This window comes from Paraburkholderia sp. WC7.3g (assembly GCF_050436345.1).
GTDB classification, from domain to species: Bacteria; Pseudomonadota; Gammaproteobacteria; order Burkholderiales; family Burkholderiaceae; genus Paraburkholderia; species Paraburkholderia podalyriae.
On sequence record NZ_JBNDMA010000002.1, the window covers coordinates 1202422 to 1222038 of the forward strand.

A 19617-nucleotide genomic window follows, 5' to 3' on the forward strand; every position below is an offset into this window, starting at 1 on the left:
GCGTAACAAGGTTCGAATTCGATGCGAGCTAATCACCCATTTCTGCGCTACTCCGAATGCCTGCTCGTGCGTCAGCCGTTTCGCACGCTGAAGGGTTTCGCCGGCGGCTATATCGCGTATCCGATTGCGGAGAACGCCGAAAAACGCAACGTACGCCCGAAAATCCGCGAACTGCGCGAGCACTATGCGCTGCCGGTGCCGCATCGCCGCGGCATTGCGCTCGAACGGCTGGTCGCCACGCTCGAATTCGCCGGCGCGAAGGTGCCTTACTATCGCGATCTGTTCCAGGCGAAGCAGTTCGATCCCGCCAGGGTCAAGGACGACCCGCGCTACCTGCAAGAACTGCCGTATCTGACCAAGGACATCATCCGCGAGCAGGGGCCGCGTCTGTTGTCGGGGCCGCTCGTGGCGGGCAAGCACCACGCCTGCAAGACCGGCGGCTCGACCGGCCTTTCGACGACGATCTACTACGACCAGCAAGGCGCCGATTATTCGTCGGCGGTCACCAACTATTGCCGCGAGCGGATCGGCAAGCTGCGCCATCGCTCGGAGTTGCACTTCGCATGCCGTTTCCCGGATCAGGCCGTGCCCGAGTGGCCATCGCGCGAAGACTTCAAATGCTTCGCGATGAATCGCAGCAATGTCTTCTTCGACCGCATCGACGATCAGGGTCTCGAGGAAATGTGGCGCACGCTGAAGCGTCGCCGTCCGTACCTCGCGCACTCGCATCCATCGACGATGTACGCGCTCGCCTGCTACGTCGAGCGCAAGTACGGCGGCGGCAACGCGTTCCAGGTGTTCGAGTCGAGCGGCGAGCTGCTCGAGCCGCATGCGCGCGAGATGATCGCGAAGGCGTTGCGCTGCCGCGTGATCGACCGCTACGGTCTCGCCGAGCTCGGTGTGATGGCCTATGAGCTCGACGGTCACGAAGGCGGCTTCCAGATCCTCGAATCGGAAGGCTGGCCGGAAAGCCGCGTCGCGCCCGACAACCCCGACGGCGCGCATGAGCTCGTGTTCACCGGTTTCCGCAACCGGCTGATGCCGTTGATCCGCTACACGACCGGCGACCTAGCGCGCGTGCAGGAGACGGACAAGGGCTTCTTCCTGACCGACGTGGTCGGCCGGATTCACGACGTCGTGCCGATCAACGGCGTCGCGCATCCGACGCACCACATCCAGGACATGCTCGATCACCGCGTCGGAGGCATCCAGGAATTTCAGATCGATCTGCGCACCGCGCCGCCCACGCTGCGCATCGTGCTCGAACCGCACGCGAACGCGGAGGACACGACCGCGAAGCTGCGCCACTTCTGGCAGGACGCGTTCACGATCACCTACGTCGGTCACGACGATTTCGTACGCGTGGGCAGTCGCGCCAAATTCCGTCACGTGGTGAGCGCATGATCGGCGTCGCGTTTCCCGACGCCCGAGCCGACGCCGGCCAATACGTGCTGGCGGCGCTGCGGCGCTCGGTCAGCGCGACCCAGGCGCAGGCGATCACGCGCAATATGCTGCACGAGATCGCGCCCGACGTCGTGGTCGCCGTCGACGCGCCCGACGCGTGGAGCGCCGACCTGATCGCGTTCGTGAATGCACGGCCGCGCAAGCTGATCGTGTTCGGCCATATGCCGATCGCGCTCGCGGACTATCTGCGTTATCGGCCCGCGGCCTTGCCGCCCGAACTTGCAGCGGCGAGCCGCAGCGCATCGGCGCCTTCCGGCGAGTCGCGCGAAAGCGCGGCGGCGGTGCGCTACGGCGCGCTCGCGCAGACGCTCGGCGGCGCGGCATGGCATCGCCCGTTCGAGCGCTTCGATTTCACCGACGAATGGAACAACCTCGGCTACGGCGCGATTCGCGCCGACGGCTCGATTTGGGCGCTCTCGGAAGCGCCCGACGTACCTGCCGAAGCGGAACTGGCCTCGGTCGTCGTGAACGGCGATCGGCAGTTCGCGTACGCGGCGCTGTGGGATGCCGGCGCATCGGGCGTGCTGTGGTTCAACCGGCCGGTCGGCCCGTGCGATTCGTTCGAATGGCGCCTCGTCGAGCAGTTCCTGTGCGGCTACCGGGGCGATGCGCTGCCGTGTCAGCCGGTGCTGAGCGAACTGCCGTGGGGCTACGACGCGGCGATCACGTCGCGGCTCGATTGCGACGAGGACGTCGAATCGGCGCGTCCGCTATGGCACGCGTATCAGCGGCTCGGCGTGCCGTTCACGCTCGCGGTGCATACGCACAACCTGCAGCGCGGCGGCCAGCACGACATCCTGCGCGAGCTGCTCGCCGACCGGCAGCAGGGCGCGGTGCTGTCGCACACGGCGACGCACTCGCCGAACTGGGGCGGCAGCTACGACACCGCGCTCGCGGAAGGCGCGCAATCGGCCGAACTGCTCGAACACGCGACCGGCGTGCCGGTGCGCTACGCGGTGTCGCCGTTTCACCAGTCGCCGCCGTACGCGATGCTCGGCCTGATCGACGCGGGCTACGCGGGCTGCATCGGCGGCATCATCCGCAACGATCCCGAGTTTCTGAGTGCGCGCGGCGGCGCGTTGGCGGGACTGCCGGCGGGTTTCGTCGGCCATAGTCAGCAGTGCATGCTGCACGGCGACTGCATGCTGAAAGAGGGCGACCCGCTCGCGATCTTCAAGCAGGCCTTCGACACCGCGTACGCGACCAACACGCTGTTCGGCTATCTCGACCATCCGTTCTCCGAGCGCTACGCGTACGGCTGGTCCGGCGAGGCGGCGCGCATCGACGCGCACGAACGGTTCATCGCCTACATGCGCGGCAAGGCGCAACGGCCGCTGTTCCTGCACGAGGAAGCCGCGCTCGATTTCCTGCGCTTCCGGTCGTTCGCGCGGATCGTCGAACACGACGGCGCATTCAGCGTCGTCACGCCATATGCCGACACGACGCCGCTCGCGCTCGGCGTCGAGTTCCGGGGCGCTCATACCAAGGTCGAGGCGGGGAAAGCACTGCAATGAAAGTCATGGTGGTGATGGGCACGCGGCCCGAGGTGATCAAGCTCGCACCGCTCGTGCGAGCGCTGCGCAGCGAGTTCGACACGATCGTCTGCGCGAGCGGACAGCACAAGGACATGGCTGCGCAGGCGCTCGAATTCTTCGGCATCGAACCGGACATCACGCTCGAAACGATGCACCCTGGCCAATCGCTGAATGCGCTCGCGTCGCGCCTGATCGCCGCGCTCGACCGCGCGCTCGACGAAACGCGTCCAGACTGGGTGATCGTGCAGGGCGACACGACGACCGCGTTCTGCGCGGGCTTCGCGGCGTTCCAACGCGGCATTCGCGTCGGTCACGTCGAGGCGGGGCTGCGCACCGGCGATCTCACGAGTCCGTTTCCCGAGGAAGCGAACCGCAGCCTGCTCGGTCGCATCGCGACGCTGCATTTCGCGCCGACCTCGCGCGCGCGTGACAGCCTGCTTGCTGAAGGGGTCGCGGCGGAGAAGATCGTCGTAACCGGCAACACGGTCGTCGATGCGATCGGCGAAGTGCGCGCGAGCTGGAACGTCACGCCTGCGGCGAGTCCGCTGCCCGCATGGCACGGCGCGCAGCAGCAGCACGTGCTGGTCACGTGCCATCGCCGCGAGAATTTCGGCGACGTGCTGCAGGACATTTGCCGCGTGCTGCGCGATCTATGTCAGCGCTATAGCGACTACCGCTGGGTGTTCCCTGTGCACCTGAACCCGGCCGTCCGCGAGCCCGTGCATCGCGAGCTCGATGGCATCCCGAACCTCGCGCTGATCGAGCCGGTCGACTATCCGACGAGCCTTTATCTGATCAGCGGCAGCGCCGTCGTGGTCAGCGATTCGGGCGGCATCCAGGAAGAAGCGCCGACCTTCGGCGTGCCAGTCGTCGTGATGCGCAACCACACCGAGCGTCGCGAAGGCGTCGACGCCGGCTTCGCGACGCTCGCGGGCCAGAGCGCCGCGAGCATCGAAAGCGCGGTGATCGGCTGGCTCGACGATCCCGCGCGGCGCGCCGCGCTGCGCGATCGCGCCAATCCGTATGGCGACGGGCTGGCGTCGCGGCGCATCGTCGACAGCTTGCGCGGCCGACCGGTCGAGGTGTTCGTTGGTTGACGGCGTGAACCCCGTGCTTGCCCCGCAAGACTGCGTGCTCTTTTCGACCGCCGACTGGGACGAGCCGTACTGGACCAACAAGCAGCACACGGCGAGCATCCTCGCCGCGCGCGGCTGGCGGATTCTGTATGTGGAAAGCGTCGGATTCCGCTCGCCGAAAGTGGCCAGCGGCCGCGACTGGTCGCGACTGTGGCGGCGCCTGTGGCGCGGCGTGCAGTCGCTCGTGCTCGGGCCGCCGCGCCGCGCCGACAACATCTGGGTGCTGTCGCCGCTGATGGTGCCGGCGGGGCATCATCTGCCGTTCGTGCGCTCGCTGAACCAGGCGATGCTGCGCTTTTCGGTGAACCGCTTCGCGAGGTCGCATCGCTACGACAAGCCGGTCGTGTGGACGTACCACCCGTACATGCTCGATGCGATCGCGACGCTGCCGCGCGGGCCGCTCGTCTACCACTGCGTGGACGATATCGCGGCGATTCCGGGCGTCGACGTCGATGCGTTCCGCAACGCGCAACGCGACCTGCTCGGCCGCTGCGAGGCGGTGTTTACGACCGCGCAATCGCTGAAGGACGTGTGCCTGCCGTTCAATCCCAATACGCATTTCTTCGGCAACGTCGTCGATGAAGCGCACTTCGGCGCAGCGCGCGCGGACGGCCCGTTGCCCGCCGAGCTCGCCGCGATCCACGAGCCGCGGCTCGTCTATCACGGCGTGCTGTCGGACTTCAAGGTCGACCTGCCGCTGCTGCTGCAAACAGCGCAGGCGCGGCCGCAGTGGCAATGGGTGATCATCGGCGAGGAGCGCGAAGGACAGCGCAGCGACCTGCTCGCGGAGCTCAAGCGTCTGCCGAATGTGCATCTGCTCGGCTACCGGCCGTATCGCGTGCTGCCGCAGTATCTGCGCGGCATGCGGGTCGGCGTGCTGCCGACGTTGATCAACGAGTACACGCACTCGATGTTTCCGATGAAGTTCTACGAATATCTCGCGGCCGGTCTGCCGGTCGTATCGACGCCGCTCGATTTCGCGAAAGAGCCGCGCGCCGGGCTCGAAGTGGGCGGCGATGCCGACACGTTCATCACGGCGATCGAAAGGCAGCTGGCACGCGGCAAGCTGAGCGCGGAAGAAGCGCGCGCGGCGGTTGGCGAAAATACGTGGGAGGCACGGCTCGACAAGATGCTGGCGATCACGTTCCACTCCCGCCAGGCGGACGGCAGTAGCGCGCAGCAACACGGCGCGGAGGTGCGCACGTGAGGGTCGTTCATGTGTACCGCACGTACTTTCCCGACCCGCCTGGCGGCCTGCAGGAAGCGATCCGCCAGATTGCGCTATCGACGCGCGAGCGCGGCGTCGAACCGCGCATCCTTACCCTGTCGCCGAGCCCGACGCCGACCGTCGTCGAACGTCCCGAAGGGCAGGTGGTGCGCGAGAAATCATGGGCGGCGCCGGCATCGTGCGATCTCGGCGGTCCGTGCGCGGTGATGAAGTATCGCGAGATGGCCGACTGGGCCGACGTCGTGCACTTCCATTTTCCGTGGCCGTTCGCCGATGTATTGCATCTGCTCGGACGCACGAACAAGCCGACGGTAATGACGTATCACTCCGACATCGTGCGGCAGAAGCTGCTCGGCGCCGTCTATGGACCACTGATGCGGCGCACGCTGCGCAGCATGTCCGCCGTGGTCGCGACGTCGCCGGCCTATGCGCGGACCAGCGAGGCGCTCGCCGCCTGCGTGTCGAAGGAGCGGCTGAAGACGATTCCGCTGGGCATCATCGACTATCGCGACGAGCCGCAGCCGCTCGACGCGCAGCGCAAGCTCGAGAGCCGGCTCGGTCTGGCGCCAGGCGAGCCTTATTTTCTGGCGCTCGGCGTGTTGCGCTACTACAAGGGGCTGCACACGCTCGTCGAGGCAGCCCGGCATGTGCGGGCGAAAATCGTCATCGCGGGCTCGGGACCGGAGCGCGAGCGGCTCGCCGCGTTGGCGCGGGAGCATGGCGCGAGCAACGTCGTGTTTGCCGGGCAGGTCACGCATGACGAAAAGGTCGCGCTGCTCAAGGGCTGTCGCGCGATGGTGCTGCCCTCGCATTTGCGCTCCGAAGCGTTCGGGATGGTGCTGGTCGAAGCAGCGATGTTCGGCAAGCCGATGGTGTGCTGCGAGGTGGGGTCCGGGACGTCGTTCGTGAACGAGGATGGGGTGACGGGGTTTGTCGTGCCGCCCGAGGCGCCGGAGCCGCTGGTCGCCGCGATCAACCGGCTGGCGCTCGATGAAGCGCTCGCGCGCGGTATGGGGGCGGCGGCGCGGGAACGGTATGAGCGGTTGTTTTCGGGGCCGGCGTTGGGAAGCGCATATAAATCGCTGTATGAACAGGTATTGTGTTCGTGAGTCGTTATTTCCTCGGTCCATTTCGGCCATACAGTCGCGAGAAATCGGTAATATCTGCGCAAATTAGACGGGCACACTGCCTTCCACACTCTTTTCTGCCTTGCGGCGGCTCACTGAATGAGTAGCAAACCCCTCGTTGTCGACCTTGATGGAACACTCATTCGCTCGGACGTCCTGATTGAATGCGGGTTTGCTTTCACCAGATCTGCACCGCATCGGTTCTACGAGCCGTTTCTCTGGTTCCTGCGCGAGGGCAAAGCCGGACTCAAAGCCCGGTTGGCCGAAGCGACCGATATCGACGTCACCGTCCTGCCGTACGACGCCACGGTCATCGAGTGGCTGAAGGAGGAGCGGGCCGCCGGGCGTTCGCTCGTGCTCGCGACTGCTAGCCATGAACGCTACGCGAATGCGATTGCCGATCATCTTGGGCTCTTCGACAAAACGTTCGCCACGCATAGCGATATCAATCTGTCCGCGCATCGTAAGCGCGACAGGCTCGTGGCGGAGTTCGGCGAGCAAGGCTTCGACTATGCAGGCAATTCGCACGACGATGTCGCGGTCTGGGCCGCCGCTGAGCGTGCCTATGTCATCAATCCGTCCAGCGGCGTAGAGCGCGCGGCGCGCAAGCAGGGCAACGTCGAGCGCGTCATCGGCCAACGGTCCGCGTGGCCGAAGACGTGGGCAAAGTCGTTGCGACTGCATCAGTGGCTGAAAAATCTGCTGATCTTCGTGCCGCTGCTCGCGGCGCATCAACTGTCGGACGCCGCGCTGGTCATTTCCGCGCTGCTCGCTTTTTTTGCCTTTGGTATCTGTGCATCGAGCGTCTACCTGTTGAACGACCTGCTCGATCTCGAGGACGACCGGCATCATCCGACCAAGCGCAAACGCCCGCTTGCTTCGGGCGCGTTGCCGCTGGTTTGGGGCGCGGCGCTCTTTCCGGTTCTGCTGGTCGCGGGTGGTGCGATCGCGTGGCTCTGTCTGCCTCATAAATTCGCCCTGGTTTTGCTCGGCTATTACGTACTCACGCTGGCCTATTCTTTCCATCTGAAGCGGCGAGTCATGATGGACGTGGTCGTGCTGGCCTTGCTCTATACGACCCGGATCATCGCCGGAAGCGCAGCGATCGACGCGCGGCTCACCTTCTGGCTGCTGGCGTTTTCGATGTTCATTTTTCTCAGCCTTGCGCTCGTCAAGCGGTATGCGGAACTGCACGCGTTGAAGGAGCGCGGCCTCGCCAAGTCACGCGGCCGCGGCTATGTGGCGAGCGATCTGCCGTTGATTTCGTCGCTCGGCGCGGCCTCGGGCTATCTTTCCGTGCTGGTTCTCGCGCTTTATATCCAGGATGGCAATACCACGAGCCTCTATCGGCATCCGCAGTACATCTGGCTGGCCTGTCCTCTGCTGCTTTATTGGGTGAGCCGCACATGGATCATCGCGCATCGCGGCTCCATGCATGACGACCCGATCGTATTCGCGGCCAAAGATCGGAGCAGCTGGCTGATCATGGCACTATGCGGCGCCGTGTTCTGGATGGCGACCTAGCCATGTCCAAAGTTCAGTCCTGGGGGCGCTATCCGTATGCGCTGCAAGATGCCCATCCGATCGCATGGCGTGATACGGCCGCGGCGGTATGGCGAAGTGTCGGCAGCGCGGAGCGCACGACCCTTGCCTTTGGCAATGGGCGCAGTTACGGCGACAGTTGCCTTGCGTCGTCAGGACACGTGGTCCACATGCTGCCGCTGGACCGGATGATTCTGGCTGACTGGCAAAACGGCGTATTGCGTGCCGAACCAGGCATGACGCTCGAGCAGATTCTTGACGTGGCGATTCCACGTGGATGGATGTTGCCCGTCACGCCGGGGACGAAGTACGCGACGTTGGGCGGCGCAATTGCCAACGACGTGCACGGCAAGAATCATCATGTACGCGGCACTTTTGGCCGACACGTGCGGCGTTTCTCCCTACTGCGAAGCGACGGTACGCAGTTCGAATGTACGCCGGAATCGCACCCGGAGTTCTTCGCCGCAACGATTGGCGGCCTTGGCATGACAGGGCTGATCACGTGGGCTGAAATCCAGTTGATACCGATCAAGTCGAGCATGCTCGACGTGACCAGCATCCGTTTTGCCAACCTCGACGAGTTCTTCGTGCTGTCCGAACGACTAGACGACCTGCATGAGTACAGCGTGGCCTGGGTGGACTGTCAGAGCCGCGATGCCGCGTTGGGCAGAGGCATCTTCATGGTCGGCGATCACGCTTCCGATGGGGGGCTCAAGGTCGGGCGCCGCAAGACGCGTACGGTGCCGTTCACGTCGCCGATCCCCGTTTTCAACCGGCTGACCCTGCGCGCCTTCAACGAGTTGTACTATAGGCGGCAACGCGCGGACGAGGTCCGTTCGACGGTCAGTTACGACTCGTACTTCTATCCGCTCGACAGCCTGCTCGAATGGAACCGTATCTACGGCCGCTCGGGCTTTCAGCAGTATCAATGCGTGATACCGGCGCCCGTTGCGCGTGATGCGACGCGGGCCATTCTCGACGCGATTGCCCGCAGCGGCACGGGATCGATCCTTGCCGTGCTGAAGCGCTGCGGCGACATCAAATCGCCGGGCTTGCTGTCTTTTCCGCTCGAAGGCACATCGCTCGCGCTTGACTTCCCGCAGCGCGAGGAATCGAATCGCAAGCTCTTCGACCGGCTGGATGCGATCGTGCGCGAGAGCGGCGGCCGTTTGTATCCCGCCAAGGACGCGCATATGTCGGGCGAAGATTTTCGCGCTGCCTATCCGCAGTGGGAGCAGGTCGAAGCGCTGCGTGATCCGGCCTTGCTGTCACGCTTTTGGGAACGAACCACTCGAGTATGAAAAACATCGTTATCGTTGGCGCCACTTCGGCGATCGCCATTGCCTGTGCACGGCAATGGGCAAAACAGGGCGCGCGGTTCTTTCTCGTCGCGCGCAACATGGAGCGCCTCCAGCAGGTTGCTGACGACCTCAAGGCACGTGGCGCGCAAGACGTGCTGTGCCAGCAATTGGACATCGATCAGCTTGGTGAACACGCCGCCATGATGCAGCGCTGCTCGGCCGAGTTCGGCGCGCTCGACATCGTGCTGGTGGCTCCCGGCACGCTGCCTGATCAGCAGGATTGCCAGAACGATGCCAACGTCGCAGTCCGAGAGTTCAACACCAATGCGGTCTCGATTATCGCGTTGCTGACGCGTTTTGCGAATGTGATCGAGCAGCAACGGCGCGGCACGATTGCGGTCATTTCGTCGGTGGCCGGCGATCGCGGTCGGCAGTCGAACTATCTGTACGGCAGCGCGAAAGCAGCGCTCTCCGCGTTTTGCGAGGGCCTACGGGCGCGCCTGTTCAAAGCGGGCGGGCACGTGGTGACGATCAAGCCTGGCTTTGTCGCTACGCCAATGACAGCGGGACTCCCTTTGCCGGGACCGCTTGTTGCCACGGCGGATAAGGTCGCAGGCGATATCGTGCGCGCGGTGGAAAAGGGCAGGGATGTCATTTATACCCCCTGGTTCTGGTGGGGCATCATGCTGATCATTCGCTCCATTCCTGGCCGCGTGTTCAAGCGGCTCTCGTTGTAATGCATTGCATGCATCGCGACCGGTCTGCCGTGCTCCACGGCAACCGTCGCCGCGCAGCGAGCGCATGGTGCGGCGAACGTTTGTCTGACCTTTCTGATTTGGTGTGCCTTTCGTGAACTCCTCGGCAACTTCCATGAGCGCGTCGCGCCTCGTGATTTTCTACGCGATATTCGCGGCGATTTCGATCGCCGCGAATATCGGTCTTCAGAAGCTCTCGCTGATGACCTATTCGGGAGCGTTCAGCGTGCCGCTGTCCGTGGTCGTCGGAACGGGTGGTGGGCTGGTGGTGAAGTTCGTACTCGACAAGCGCTGGATCTTCCGATACCGCCATCGCGATCTGTCGCACGGCATACAGAGTTTTCTGCTGTATACGGTGATGGGGCTCGCAACTACCGCGATTTTCTGGGGCTTCGAGTTCGGCGCGGACGCGATCTATCACTCCGAGCCTGCCCGCTTTACGGGCGGCGTGATTGGACTCGTGATTGGTTACATCGTCAAATATCGGCTCGACAAGAAGTTCGTTTTTGCCTGATTCGGGCAATGCGTCGATTTTTAGAAGTTGCGTCGCTGCTGGACGAGCGCAACCAGAACTTATTGGCCAATGAACATGCAACGATTGAGGCGGTACCTTGCGGAGAATGCGCTTCTATTGGTGATCACGATTGCCGTGAGTGGCTGTCTCGCATGGAAAACGCGCAACTATCAGCTCGATGATTCGCTGATCTACCTGCGATATCTGCGCAATCTGTTTGACGGAAATGGCCTGACCTACAATGCCGGCGATCGCTTCAACGGGCTGACGTCGCCGTTGTATTCCTACATGCTGATCGTCGCCAACGCTGTGTCGGGGAATCTGCAATATACGGCGATCTTCCTGTCGTTCGTCTTTCTGTGCGCGGCTGCAATCACGGGAGCGCATCTGCTGGCGAGCGGGAAATACGAACAGACGCTGTGCGCGCTGATCGTTGTTTCCTTCAATTATTTTTACTACACCTTCGGGATGGAGACTTCGCTGTTTCTGTTCCTTTCCGCGCTCGCGTTGCTGCTCTATCGCAGAGAGCAATTTTTCGGCCTTGGCGTTGTGCTGGGCCTGCTGTTCATTACGCGCAGTGAAGGTGTGTTCGTTGGCCTCGTCGTGGTCGTCGATTACTTTATCAGGAACAGAAAGCTGCCTCATGTTAAGTATTTGGTCGCGCCAGTCATTTTGCTCGCGGCCAATTTCATATTTAACTACTACTACTACGGCGCGTTTCTTCCGGCTACCGGTAATGCGAAGCTCGGCCAGGGCAAGTCAGGGTACTGGGGCGAAGGACTGATTTTTCTTCACGTACAGTACATGAAGAATGCTTTCTTCGGCGGCGATTTCCGGCTGCTCGCGTTCATGCTGCCGGTCGGTCTTGTCGGCGTGGTGTCGAGTCTCGGCAAAAGGATCGGGTGGCTCACCATGGTCTATCTGGTGCTGCTGGGCTCGTTTTATGTGTTTATGCAGATTCCAAATTACCACTGGTACTACGCGCCGTTCTTTTTCTTCGGCTTGTTGTTCGTTGGTGTCGGCGCGTGGAAGCTGCTCAACTTCACGTATGAGCGGTCCCGGGAGAGTTCTGTTTTCCTTACGCTGTTCCTTGCGTTTTTTCTTGTCACGAGCGGATTCGTTTATCACAGTTTTCGTATTTCGAATGTCCAGCGCGGCCCGATTGACGCCTACAAGAATATCGGTGAATGGATAAAAGCCAACACGCCAGGTAATGCGGTAGTCGCCAGTGTCGAGATCGGGACCGTCGGCTGGTACTCCGACCGATACATCATCGACATTCTCGGTCTGACTAATCGCTATAACGCGGACTATATTGCCCGCAGAGATCTTTACTCGTGGCTCACGAAGTACAGCCCGGATTACATTCTCGTGCATCAGCCGCTCTGGAGTTTCGAGGCAAGCGCGAATTGTTTGCTTGCGAGCCAGGCCTATGCGCCCGTGGACGCATTCAATTTTGCTGGTTACCTCCTGCTACGGCGGAGTGACGCCGCGGGCACGCAGCAGCAGATTCAAACATGCGCAAAAGGGCCACAGACCTGAAGCTCGCGCCGAACGGGGCGGTTCAGATTCCTGATCGTCCACCCGGCCATTAGGTCCTCTGGAATTCCCTTGTCGCGATTGTTACCTCGTTTCAGTGGCAACCGCAGCAGGGGCAACCGCAGCGGGGGCAGCGTGAGACTCGGGGGACCGCCGCAATGCCCGTCCCTCCCGCCACCCATATTGCAGGTAATGCTGACCCGCATCCACTCCCGCCGCCGCCACGTCCGTATTGACGGCGAGATATTCCTGTTCATTGAAATCCGGCGGCAATTTGATCGCTGTGTCGGGGTCCAGCTCGCTACGCTGTCCGCATACGCGCCGCGGGCTCTTACCGGCGTCCTCCCCGGAGCATAGCTCCCGGAGTTTGCGGTGCGTGCGCCAGAACGGCACGGCCGGCGTTACGTCGCTGGCCTGCCGCTCCATACGCCGCCAGCTCTCGGCAATATATTGCGAATCGCGCGAGCGCCTCATCACGACGGAAAACTCAATATCGTTGCGCATCGTGTCGCAGAAGTCTTCACAGGCGAAATCGATCAGCTCCATTTCGCAAAGATCGGCGATCAGTTTTGCAAACGAGCGCGGCGTGAACACCCAGCAGTGAACGTCGTGATACGTGCCGTTTTCGAATGCGTCGCGCGCCAGATGCAGCGCGCCTTGCCATGTGTGATGCCGTCTGACCGAGTGCGGATCGATCCGCCTTTGCCACGCTTCCTGCGTCGACACCTCGGCGGCGGACAGGCAGTGATCGAGCAGCGAGTAGGGCTGCGGTACCCGCGCACGCGCGATATAGCTGGCCAGTACTTCGGGCAGCCGGCTTTCGCGACGGAAATAATCGAAGGTGTAGCGTCGGTCGGGAACGACGAGACGCACTTCGCCGGTCGGTTTGAGGACCGCGCCCAGTTCTCTGAGCCACGTCACGAGATCGGGAACATGCTCGACGACATGAGAGGCCACCACGTAGTCGACATAGCGGCCCCTGATCGCTTCATGCAGCGTGTTGCGCCCCCACACCGCATCGACATCGACGATCTCATTGACGTTGAGATGAGGATCGTCCTTGTACTTCTGACGCAGGTGCGGCGTGTCCGTATGGTCGACGTAGATGATTTCACCGGCGTCGCTGCGTCGCACGAGAGGCCAGCACAACGGGCCGATCTCGACGCCTACGCTTTCCTTGACGTTCAGTCCTTTCAGCAGACGGCAACGCCGCTTATCTCGAATTTCATCGATGCTGAGAGCATTGTCTTCCTTCGCCATGTTGCCTCCTCGTATTGGACGGCACAGCTTCCAGTTATGACCGATGTTCACCGCATTGCGCGAGACCGCTCACACCACTAGGTTCGCATCTGCACCTTGATGGAGTGTGAACTTTTATCACTGGCCAGACGGAAGGCCTCGTCAACATCGTCGAGGCTCAGTTCGTGCGTGATCATTGCGCGCAACGTATCGCCCTTGCGCGCCAGCAGATCGATTGCGAGCGCGAAGTCGTGTTGACCGTCGATATAGCCGTAACAGTTCGGCAGATGAATCGTCAGTTCCTTGATGTGCGGCTTGATGATTTCAATGTTCTTGAAGCCGTGATCGAAAGCGCCGAGCACGCACACGTGACCGAGCGGGCGCACGAACTGACACGCGAAGTCGAATGTGTCGGCCGTGCCGCCGACGGCTTCGATCGCATAGTGCGCACCCAGTCCGCCGGTTGCCTGTTCGACGATGGCGAGCGCTTCGGCGCGATCGGCCGGCAGGATCGCGGTGGCGCCCATCGCCAGCGCGGCGCGCGCCTGAGCCGCGTGTCTTGCGACCACATAGACTTTATCGCTGCCGGCGTCCAGCGCCGCGGCGAGTGCCGCGAGGCCGATGGTGCCCGCGCCGATCACGACGCCGACCGAGCCTCGCGCAATCGGCATCTTGCGGCAGCCGTGGATGCCGACCGCCACCGGTTCGACGATGGCGCCGAGCTGATCGTCGACGGCATCGGGCAGCGGGAACACGCCCGGCTCTTTGCTGCGCACGTATTCGGCAAAGCCGCCGCCGAACGGAAACTCGCGCGCGCGGCAGTGAATCGGCGTGCCGTGCTTGCAGTACTCGCATTTGCCGCACGCGGTGCCCATCACCATGTCGATCGTGACGCGCTGGCCGACGCGCACGCTCGTCACGCCCTCGCCGATCTCGACCACGGTGCCGCTCAGTTCGTGGCCGTTCGGAAAGCTTTGATGGACGTCGACGTTCCGGTAGGCGTGCAGATCGCTGCCGCAGATGCCGACGCTCGCCACCTTGACGATCACGGTGCCGGGTAGTAGCTCAGGCACCGGGATGCGGCCGACCTTCATCGTGCGGAGGCCGTCTTGCAAGCCGGCTCGCATGGACGCGCCTTCGGTGCGATGCTCGAGCGCGTGCGTCGAAGTCATCGATGAATCTCCTCAAAACATCAAACGTTTTGCGTTGCGACGCCTAACGGGTCTTGCGAATCCAGAAGCTCGCACCGGGATTGCGCATGAAAAGCGGCATCCGCGCGTTCATCAGGTCGGCGTGGAAGTGTCCCATGAAGGTATTCATCAGCACCACTTCGAAAGCGCTGTTGTACTGAAGGAAGGCACGCAGCAAATACGCTTCGTTCCATGCGCGGCCCTCGTAGATCCACTGCGGCGGGTATTCGAGCGGCAGGAACACGTCGTGAAAGTGCACGTGCACGCCGGGCGCGAGGATCGGCAGTATCTCGAAGACGATGCGGTTCACGTCGCTGCCGATCTTGCTCACGTGCGACGAGTCGACGAACAGAATGTCGTTCGCTTCGAGCTCCGCGAATACCGACAGGTCGACGTCCTGCGCGAGCGACTTGACGATCTTCGAGGTGACCTTGTCCTTCTCGGTCAGTAACGACAGCAGGCGTTCGTTGTTCGGCTCGACGAAGGTGCACTGGATCTGGCCGTCGAAGAACAGGTCGTTGGTATCGAGCGAAACGGCGGACGAAAAACCCGAGCCGATCTCGACGATGCGGCGCGGCCGCAGATGACGAATCATGCAGTAAAGCGACGTCGCATCGCCATACGAGAACATCACGTTTTCGAAGTAGAAGCGCAGGCCATCCTTCTTGTGCGGCTCGAACGGCATCTCGCCGTAGTACTTGTCCGCGAACTCGCCGACGAGGCGCACCTGCGCCTCTTCGTTGAACTCGATGCCGGGCAGCGTGCGCGAGACGTTGCCGAACAGGCGTGCTTCGTCCTGTTTGATGTCTTGGATCGACGGGATCGGCGAATAGTAGTGGCCAGGGGGCACGTCGCCGAGATTCGAAAAGTGCGGAACGTTGACCTGAAGCGCGTCGCGATACTTGTCCCGATCAGCGATCAGTTCTGCAATCTCGGGATGCTGCGCGGCAAGTGAATCGAGAAGCTCGGGCGATGCCGACATCTTGTTTCTCCGCTTGAAATAATTTGCGAAAAGCTATGTCAGAAAGGCGAATCGATAACGATATGCCGAATGGCTGGCGGCCCGGCATTTCCGGCCGGCCAATCTATCGTACCGCGAGTATTCTGCACGCCCAATATGCGCTGTTGTTTCAACATGAGCCAGCATTTACCGTTACTTACAAATTATTCGTCGTAGCAATCCACACAGCCACGAGCGCAAAGGGTACGTGCCCTTCGCTTCGCGCGGAAGGGCGCGTGTGGGTCGCGATTGAGGGCGGGAAGGGCTGGACGGCGACTGTTTCCGTAAGCCACGTAAGCTGACGAAAGCGTGGAGAGGGTGCTCGCCGGGTCGCCCGGGGCGGTCGTTAGCGTTACGATTTGGCGTAAAATCAAGCCCTGCCAATAGTGGTCTGCGCCTGTTTCGCGCGTGGCGCGAACGCGTGAATTCCGCACCGTCCAGCGGACGGCAGCAGCACCCACGATACGGGACGATTCGGGACGGAGCCCGCAATATGCATTTTAAAATTCTCCTGACCACTCACAGTACCGCGTTCATGACGAGCGGTGGTGGTGAGTCGGAACTCGTGCAGGTCGCCGAACTTCTGAACGATTCGGACGTACAGGCCGACATTTACGGCATTCGCAGTCGGCCGCTACGCTTTTACGACGCGGTGATGCACTTCTCCGTTCATGCGGACGGCGAAGCGATCATTCGCGAAACGGTGAATCAAGGCAAGAAGCTGTTCCTGTGGCCGAACGTCTGGTGGTTGAGCGCGCCCGACGCGGCGGAAATCAGCCGCATCGAGGCGCTCGTGCAGCGTGCCGAGCGGCTGCTCTTCAAGTCGTCGACCGAGCTGGCGCACTTCAACACGTACATCACGGTCGATCCGGGCAAATGCGTGGTGGTGGGCTCCGGCATATCCGACCGGTTCCTGTTGCCGGCCGATAAGGATTTGCTCCCCACGGTCTGCGACGTGTCGGATTACGTGTTGTGCCTCGGCTTGATCGAGCCGATCAAGAATCAGCTCGAACTGATCCGCGCGCTGAACCAGCTCGACATGAACGGCCTGATGGTCGGCGGATTCAGGGACGAGGCGTATTACCGGCAGTGCGTTCGCGAAGCGCGTCGCGGCATTCATTTCCTGCCGTTCATCCAGCCGTGCAGCGCGCTATTGCGCTCCGCGCTCGCCAACGCGCTGGTGGTGGCGGAGCCGAGCTTCGATCCGCCCGGGCGCTCGTGCCTCGAAGGCGCGTTCGTGAAAAAGCCGCTCGTTATGGTTGATGGGGATTGGCAGCGCGAACACTTCGACGACAATGTCTGGTACCCGGCTTCCACCCGCGCGCCGGACATCGTTCCCGCCATTCAGGCCGCCCTGACCGACCCGGACAGGGATGAAAAGATTGAAAGTAACTACGAACGCGTCTATGCACGGCACTCGTCGAGCACGGTAGCAGCAGACCTAATCAGACACCTGATCGATGCCGGCCTCACAAATTACTAAAATTCCCCGACTGCTCGTCGTTCAGCGGCGCTCCATGACCGATGGGCGGATGAATTCGCGCACCATCGGCGCGCGCTTCGCGCCTTTGCTTTCGTACATGCAGCGCCATCAGCTGATCGAGTGGGAGCAGATCTCGGAGGCGGACGTCGGCGTCAGCCACCTGCATCGCTTCGACGTCGTGCTGTTCAACAAGCACGTGTCGAACCTGTCGCTGAAAATCATGCGGATGGCGAACGAACTCGGCCTCCATACGATTTACGATCTCGACGACTGGCTGCTCGATCTGCCGTCGTGGAGCGTGCTCGAAATGAACGAGGACGTGCTCTACAACGTGCTCGCGATGATTCGCGAAGCGAGCGCGGCCACCGCGTCGAACCCGCTGTTGCAGGAGCGTATGCGCAAGGTGCGTCGCTCGGACGACGTGCTGATCATCCCGAACGGTTTCGACGATCAGGCGTTCGACCTGTCGCCGGAACTGTGGACCGAAAAGCAGCCGCCGAAAATCATCTTCTCGAATCTCGACGGCATCAAGCTCGTGAGCTTCCGCAAGGCGTTTTTCGACACCTTGCGCAACTTCCTTGCGCGCCACGAAAACGTATCGATCGACTTCTGGGGCGATCCGTTTCCGGAACTCAATACGATTGACCGCATCACGCATCGCGGCAGCCGCGGCAACCTCGAATACAAGAAGGCCATTCGCGACGAAGGCTACACGTTCGCGATCGTGCCGCTCGGCGCCGAAGAGGATCCCGAGACGCTGTTTTTCAACTCATGCAAGTCGCCGATCAAATACGCGGATTACGGCAGCCTCGGCATCCCGAGCATTTACTCCGATTGCCCGACCTACCGCGAGAACGTCAGACATCGTGAGACGGGATACATTGCGTCGAACACGGCTGAGAGCTGGGCACGAGCGCTGGAGGACATGCTGGGCGACCCGCGGCTTCGCCAGTCGATCCGCCGCAACGCTTATGCCGACGTGTTCGACCGTTTCAGCGTGCGACGCATCTCGTCGATGTTCCTGAAGGCCTTGCCCGACCCCAAGCCCCAAAGCAGCTAACACCTATGGATCTTCTTCTGATTCGCCACGGCCAATCGCACGCCAACGTGGCTGGCCTGTTGAACTCGACCGAGCAGGACGAGTTGACCGAACATGGCCTGCGGCAGGCCGCGAAGCTACGCACGCTGATGGAAAGCCACGGTTTCGTGCCCGACCGCGTTTTTTCCAGCCCGTGGCGGCGCGCGTTGCAGACCACAGAAGTGCTGTTCAAGGACAAGGCCGACTGGACCGTCGACGCCCGTCTCGGCGAAACCAATGCGGGGCGGTTCGCAACCTGGAAGGCCGAAGACTTTCGCGAGGCGTTTCCCGACTGGGGCAAACATCTATCGGACCGTTACGAGGGCGGCGAGTCGCATCTCGAGTTGGCCGCGCGTTCGGTGAACTGGCTGGAGGAGGAGGTGCTGCGGCACGCCGAGCAGTCCGGCCTGGTCGCCGCCGTATGCCACGCGGGACCGATCTCGGTGATCTCGCAATACCTGCTGAACGTGCCGTTGTCCCGCTTCCCCAACGTGCTGGTGCCGAACGCATCCGTCACGCTATTCCGGCGCAACCCGCATACCGGAAACTTTTATCTGCAGATCGCAGGGCTGTCATGAGTGCATCGATCAAGATTTTCGAGCCGCTTTACGCGCCCGGGCAGGTGCTGTCCGAACCGGTTTTTCACCCACTCGAGTTGCGCGACAACGCGCACGCCGCGTGGCGCGAGTTCTATATTCTCGTCGACATGTACCGCAAGGGCATGCATCGGCAGCAGCAGATCACCGGCCTTTTTTCGCCGAAATTCGCACTGAAGGCGCGCATCGACGGCAGCCGGTTTCTGGAGTTCGTGCAGGCCAATGCCGACGCCGGCGTCTGGATGATCAATCCTTTTCCGCAGCTCGCGTATTTCTCGTACACCGCGTGGATGCAGGGCGAGCATGCGCATCCGGGACTCGTCGAACGCAGCCAGCAACTGCTCGACGCCTGCGGCATTGCGTGGAATCTGCGTGAGGCGCCCCGGCAGTCGCCGCACACGCTGTGCTACTGCAATTTCTGGGTCGGTACCCAATCGTTCTGGGACAACTACGTCGGCAAGGTGCTCGAGCCGATTGCCACGTTCCTCGAAACGCGGAGCGACACTGAAGCTGCGCGCGGTGTGCTGGAGCCCACGATCCACTCGGACGACGCACCGTTCCTGCCATTCGTGGCCGAGCGTCTGTTCAGCACGTATCTGTCGCTGCATCCCGGGCTGAAGGTGGCCGCCTATCCGATCGAAGGCGACCAGGTGCTGGACTATTGCGTCAGTGACTTCGAAAAAGACATCGTGCGCTATATGCAAAAACCGATCGACGCGGCGGATCGCGCGCCGGTGTTTCCACCCGAGCAGATTGCGTTGATGGATTTGCTGTGCACGCTATCGCAGAAGTACGTGCGCGCGCATTTCTCGTTCACTCCGCACCCGCATACGGGCCAAACGATCGACTTCGACAGGACCGGTAAGTCGTTTGCGAACGAGTGAGGCGGC

17 protein-coding genes are annotated in these 19617 nt (G+C 62.1%); 14 read left to right on the forward strand and 3 right to left on the reverse strand.

What is annotated here, in order from left to right; translation table 11 throughout:
- Window positions 1–21: 21 nt before the first annotated feature.
- The 10 genes from OKW43_RS17065 (at window position 22) to OKW43_RS17110 (ending at window position 12144) form a co-directional block, all read left to right on the forward strand.
- Window positions 22–1404, forward strand: a complete 1383-nt coding sequence (locus tag OKW43_RS17065) for a phenylacetate--CoA ligase family protein (protein ID WP_429448619.1) — start codon at window positions 22–24, stop codon at window positions 1402–1404.
- Window positions 1401–2978: a polysaccharide deacetylase gene (locus OKW43_RS17070; RefSeq protein WP_429448621.1), complete on the forward strand. Its 1578-nt coding sequence runs from the start codon at window positions 1401–1403 to the stop codon at window positions 2976–2978. The genes OKW43_RS17065 and OKW43_RS17070 overlap by 4 nt, the downstream gene beginning before the upstream one ends.
- Window positions 2975–4096: a non-hydrolyzing UDP-N-acetylglucosamine 2-epimerase gene (gene wecB, locus OKW43_RS17075; RefSeq protein WP_187637344.1), complete on the forward strand. Its 1122-nt coding sequence runs from the start codon at window positions 2975–2977 to the stop codon at window positions 4094–4096. Before OKW43_RS17070 ends, wecB begins: the two co-directional genes overlap by 4 nt.
- Window positions 4089–5342, forward strand: a complete 1254-nt coding sequence (locus OKW43_RS17080) for a glycosyltransferase (protein WP_429448623.1) — start codon at window positions 4089–4091, stop codon at window positions 5340–5342. The genes wecB and OKW43_RS17080 overlap by 8 nt, the downstream gene beginning before the upstream one ends.
- Window positions 5339–6472: a glycosyltransferase gene (locus tag OKW43_RS17085; RefSeq protein WP_429448625.1), complete on the forward strand. Its 1134-nt coding sequence runs from the start codon at window positions 5339–5341 to the stop codon at window positions 6470–6472. The genes OKW43_RS17080 and OKW43_RS17085 overlap by 4 nt, the downstream gene beginning before the upstream one ends.
- Before the next feature lie 117 nt (window positions 6473–6589).
- A complete protein-coding gene (locus OKW43_RS17090; protein WP_187637347.1) occupies window positions 6590–8014 on the forward strand; it encodes a UbiA family prenyltransferase in 1425 nt (474 codons plus the stop codon).
- Between the two features lie 2 nt (window positions 8015–8016).
- Window positions 8017–9333 carry an FAD-binding oxidoreductase gene (locus OKW43_RS17095; protein WP_187637348.1) on the forward strand — a complete coding sequence of 439 codons (1317 nt, stop codon included), beginning with the start codon at window positions 8017–8019 and terminating at the stop codon, window positions 9331–9333.
- Window positions 9330–10070 (forward strand): SDR family oxidoreductase, encoded by a 741-nt coding sequence (locus OKW43_RS17100; RefSeq protein WP_187637349.1) that lies wholly within the window; start codon window positions 9330–9332, stop codon window positions 10068–10070. The genes OKW43_RS17095 and OKW43_RS17100 overlap by 4 nt, the downstream gene beginning before the upstream one ends.
- A gap of 133 nt (window positions 10071–10203) precedes the next feature.
- Complete coding sequence (locus tag OKW43_RS17105) at window positions 10204–10602, forward strand: GtrA family protein (protein ID WP_429448628.1); 399 nt, start codon at window positions 10204–10206, stop codon at window positions 10600–10602.
- Window positions 10603–10629: 27 nt separating this feature from the next.
- Window positions 10630–12144: a hypothetical protein gene (locus tag OKW43_RS17110; RefSeq protein WP_429448630.1), complete on the forward strand. Its 1515-nt coding sequence runs from the start codon at window positions 10630–10632 to the stop codon at window positions 12142–12144.
- Between the two features lie 81 nt (window positions 12145–12225).
- Here the strand turns inward: OKW43_RS17110 and OKW43_RS17115 are convergent, their stop codons facing one another.
- The 3 genes from OKW43_RS17115 to OKW43_RS17125 all read right to left on the reverse strand — a co-directional run bounded on the left by OKW43_RS17115 (window position 12226) and on the right by OKW43_RS17125 (window position 15552).
- Entirely contained in the window at window positions 12226–13401 is a 1176-nt protein-coding gene (locus tag OKW43_RS17115) for a methyltransferase domain-containing protein (RefSeq protein ID WP_429448632.1), read from the reverse strand.
- Between the two features lie 77 nt (window positions 13402–13478).
- Window positions 13479–14552 carry a zinc-dependent alcohol dehydrogenase gene (locus tag OKW43_RS17120; RefSeq protein ID WP_429448634.1) on the reverse strand — a complete coding sequence of 358 codons (1074 nt, stop codon included), beginning with the start codon at window positions 14550–14552 and terminating at the stop codon, window positions 13479–13481.
- Between the two features lie 43 nt (window positions 14553–14595).
- The gene (locus OKW43_RS17125; RefSeq protein ID WP_429448636.1) at window positions 14596–15552 is read right to left on the reverse strand and encodes a class I SAM-dependent methyltransferase; all 957 of its coding nucleotides are present in this window, start codon (window positions 15550–15552) and stop codon (window positions 14596–14598) included.
- Between the two features lie 511 nt (window positions 15553–16063).
- Between OKW43_RS17125 and OKW43_RS17130 the strand changes: the two genes are divergently transcribed.
- Genes OKW43_RS17130 through OKW43_RS17145 form a run of 4 tightly spaced genes read left to right on the forward strand, consistent with a single transcriptional unit; the run spans window position 16064 to window position 19611 of the window.
- Window positions 16064–17053 carry a glycosyltransferase family 4 protein gene (locus OKW43_RS17130; RefSeq protein ID WP_187637354.1) on the forward strand — a complete coding sequence of 330 codons (990 nt, stop codon included), beginning with the start codon at window positions 16064–16066 and terminating at the stop codon, window positions 17051–17053.
- A gap of 49 nt (window positions 17054–17102) precedes the next feature.
- Window positions 17103–18113 (forward strand): glycosyltransferase, encoded by a 1011-nt coding sequence (locus OKW43_RS17135; RefSeq protein WP_429448638.1) that lies wholly within the window; start codon window positions 17103–17105, stop codon window positions 18111–18113.
- Window positions 18114–18118: 5 nt separating this feature from the next.
- Entirely contained in the window at window positions 18119–18709 is a 591-nt protein-coding gene (locus OKW43_RS17140) for a histidine phosphatase family protein (protein WP_187637356.1), read from the forward strand.
- Complete coding sequence (locus tag OKW43_RS17145) at window positions 18706–19611, forward strand: hypothetical protein (protein WP_187637357.1); 906 nt, start codon at window positions 18706–18708, stop codon at window positions 19609–19611. The genes OKW43_RS17140 and OKW43_RS17145 overlap by 4 nt, the downstream gene beginning before the upstream one ends.
- Window positions 19612–19617: the final 6 nt, after the last annotated feature.

Bases quoted from the DNA above. Each gene is read 5' to 3' on its own strand.
- OKW43_RS17100 (WP_187637349.1), top strand. From the start codon at position 9,330: ATGAAAAACATCGTTATCGTTGGCGCCACTTCGGCGATCGCCATTGCC.
- OKW43_RS17120 (WP_429448634.1), bottom strand. From the start codon at position 14,552: ATGACTTCGACGCACGCGCTCGAGCATCGCACCGAAGGCGCGTCCATG.
- OKW43_RS17105 (WP_429448628.1), top strand. From the start codon at position 10,204: ATGAGCGCGTCGCGCCTCGTGATTTTCTACGCGATATTCGCGGCGATT.
- OKW43_RS17065 (WP_429448619.1), top strand. From the start codon at position 22: ATGCGAGCTAATCACCCATTTCTGCGCTACTCCGAATGCCTGCTCGTG.
- OKW43_RS17115 (WP_429448632.1), bottom strand. From the start codon at position 13,401: ATGGCGAAGGAAGACAATGCTCTCAGCATCGATGAAATTCGAGATAAG.
- OKW43_RS17140 (WP_187637356.1), top strand. From the start codon at position 18,119: ATGGATCTTCTTCTGATTCGCCACGGCCAATCGCACGCCAACGTGGCT.
- OKW43_RS17095 (WP_187637348.1), top strand. From the start codon at position 8,017: ATGTCCAAAGTTCAGTCCTGGGGGCGCTATCCGTATGCGCTGCAAGAT.
- OKW43_RS17135 (WP_429448638.1), top strand. From the start codon at position 17,103: ATGAATTCGCGCACCATCGGCGCGCGCTTCGCGCCTTTGCTTTCGTAC.
- OKW43_RS17125 (WP_429448636.1), bottom strand. From the start codon at position 15,552: ATGTCGGCATCGCCCGAGCTTCTCGATTCACTTGCCGCGCAGCATCCC.
- OKW43_RS17145 (WP_187637357.1), top strand. From the start codon at position 18,706: ATGAGTGCATCGATCAAGATTTTCGAGCCGCTTTACGCGCCCGGGCAG.
- OKW43_RS17070 (WP_429448621.1), top strand. From the start codon at position 1,401: ATGATCGGCGTCGCGTTTCCCGACGCCCGAGCCGACGCCGGCCAATAC.
- OKW43_RS17130 (WP_187637354.1), top strand. From the start codon at position 16,064: ATGCATTTTAAAATTCTCCTGACCACTCACAGTACCGCGTTCATGACG.
- OKW43_RS17090 (WP_187637347.1), top strand. From the start codon at position 6,590: ATGAGTAGCAAACCCCTCGTTGTCGACCTTGATGGAACACTCATTCGC.
- wecB (WP_187637344.1), top strand. From the start codon at position 2,975: ATGAAAGTCATGGTGGTGATGGGCACGCGGCCCGAGGTGATCAAGCTC.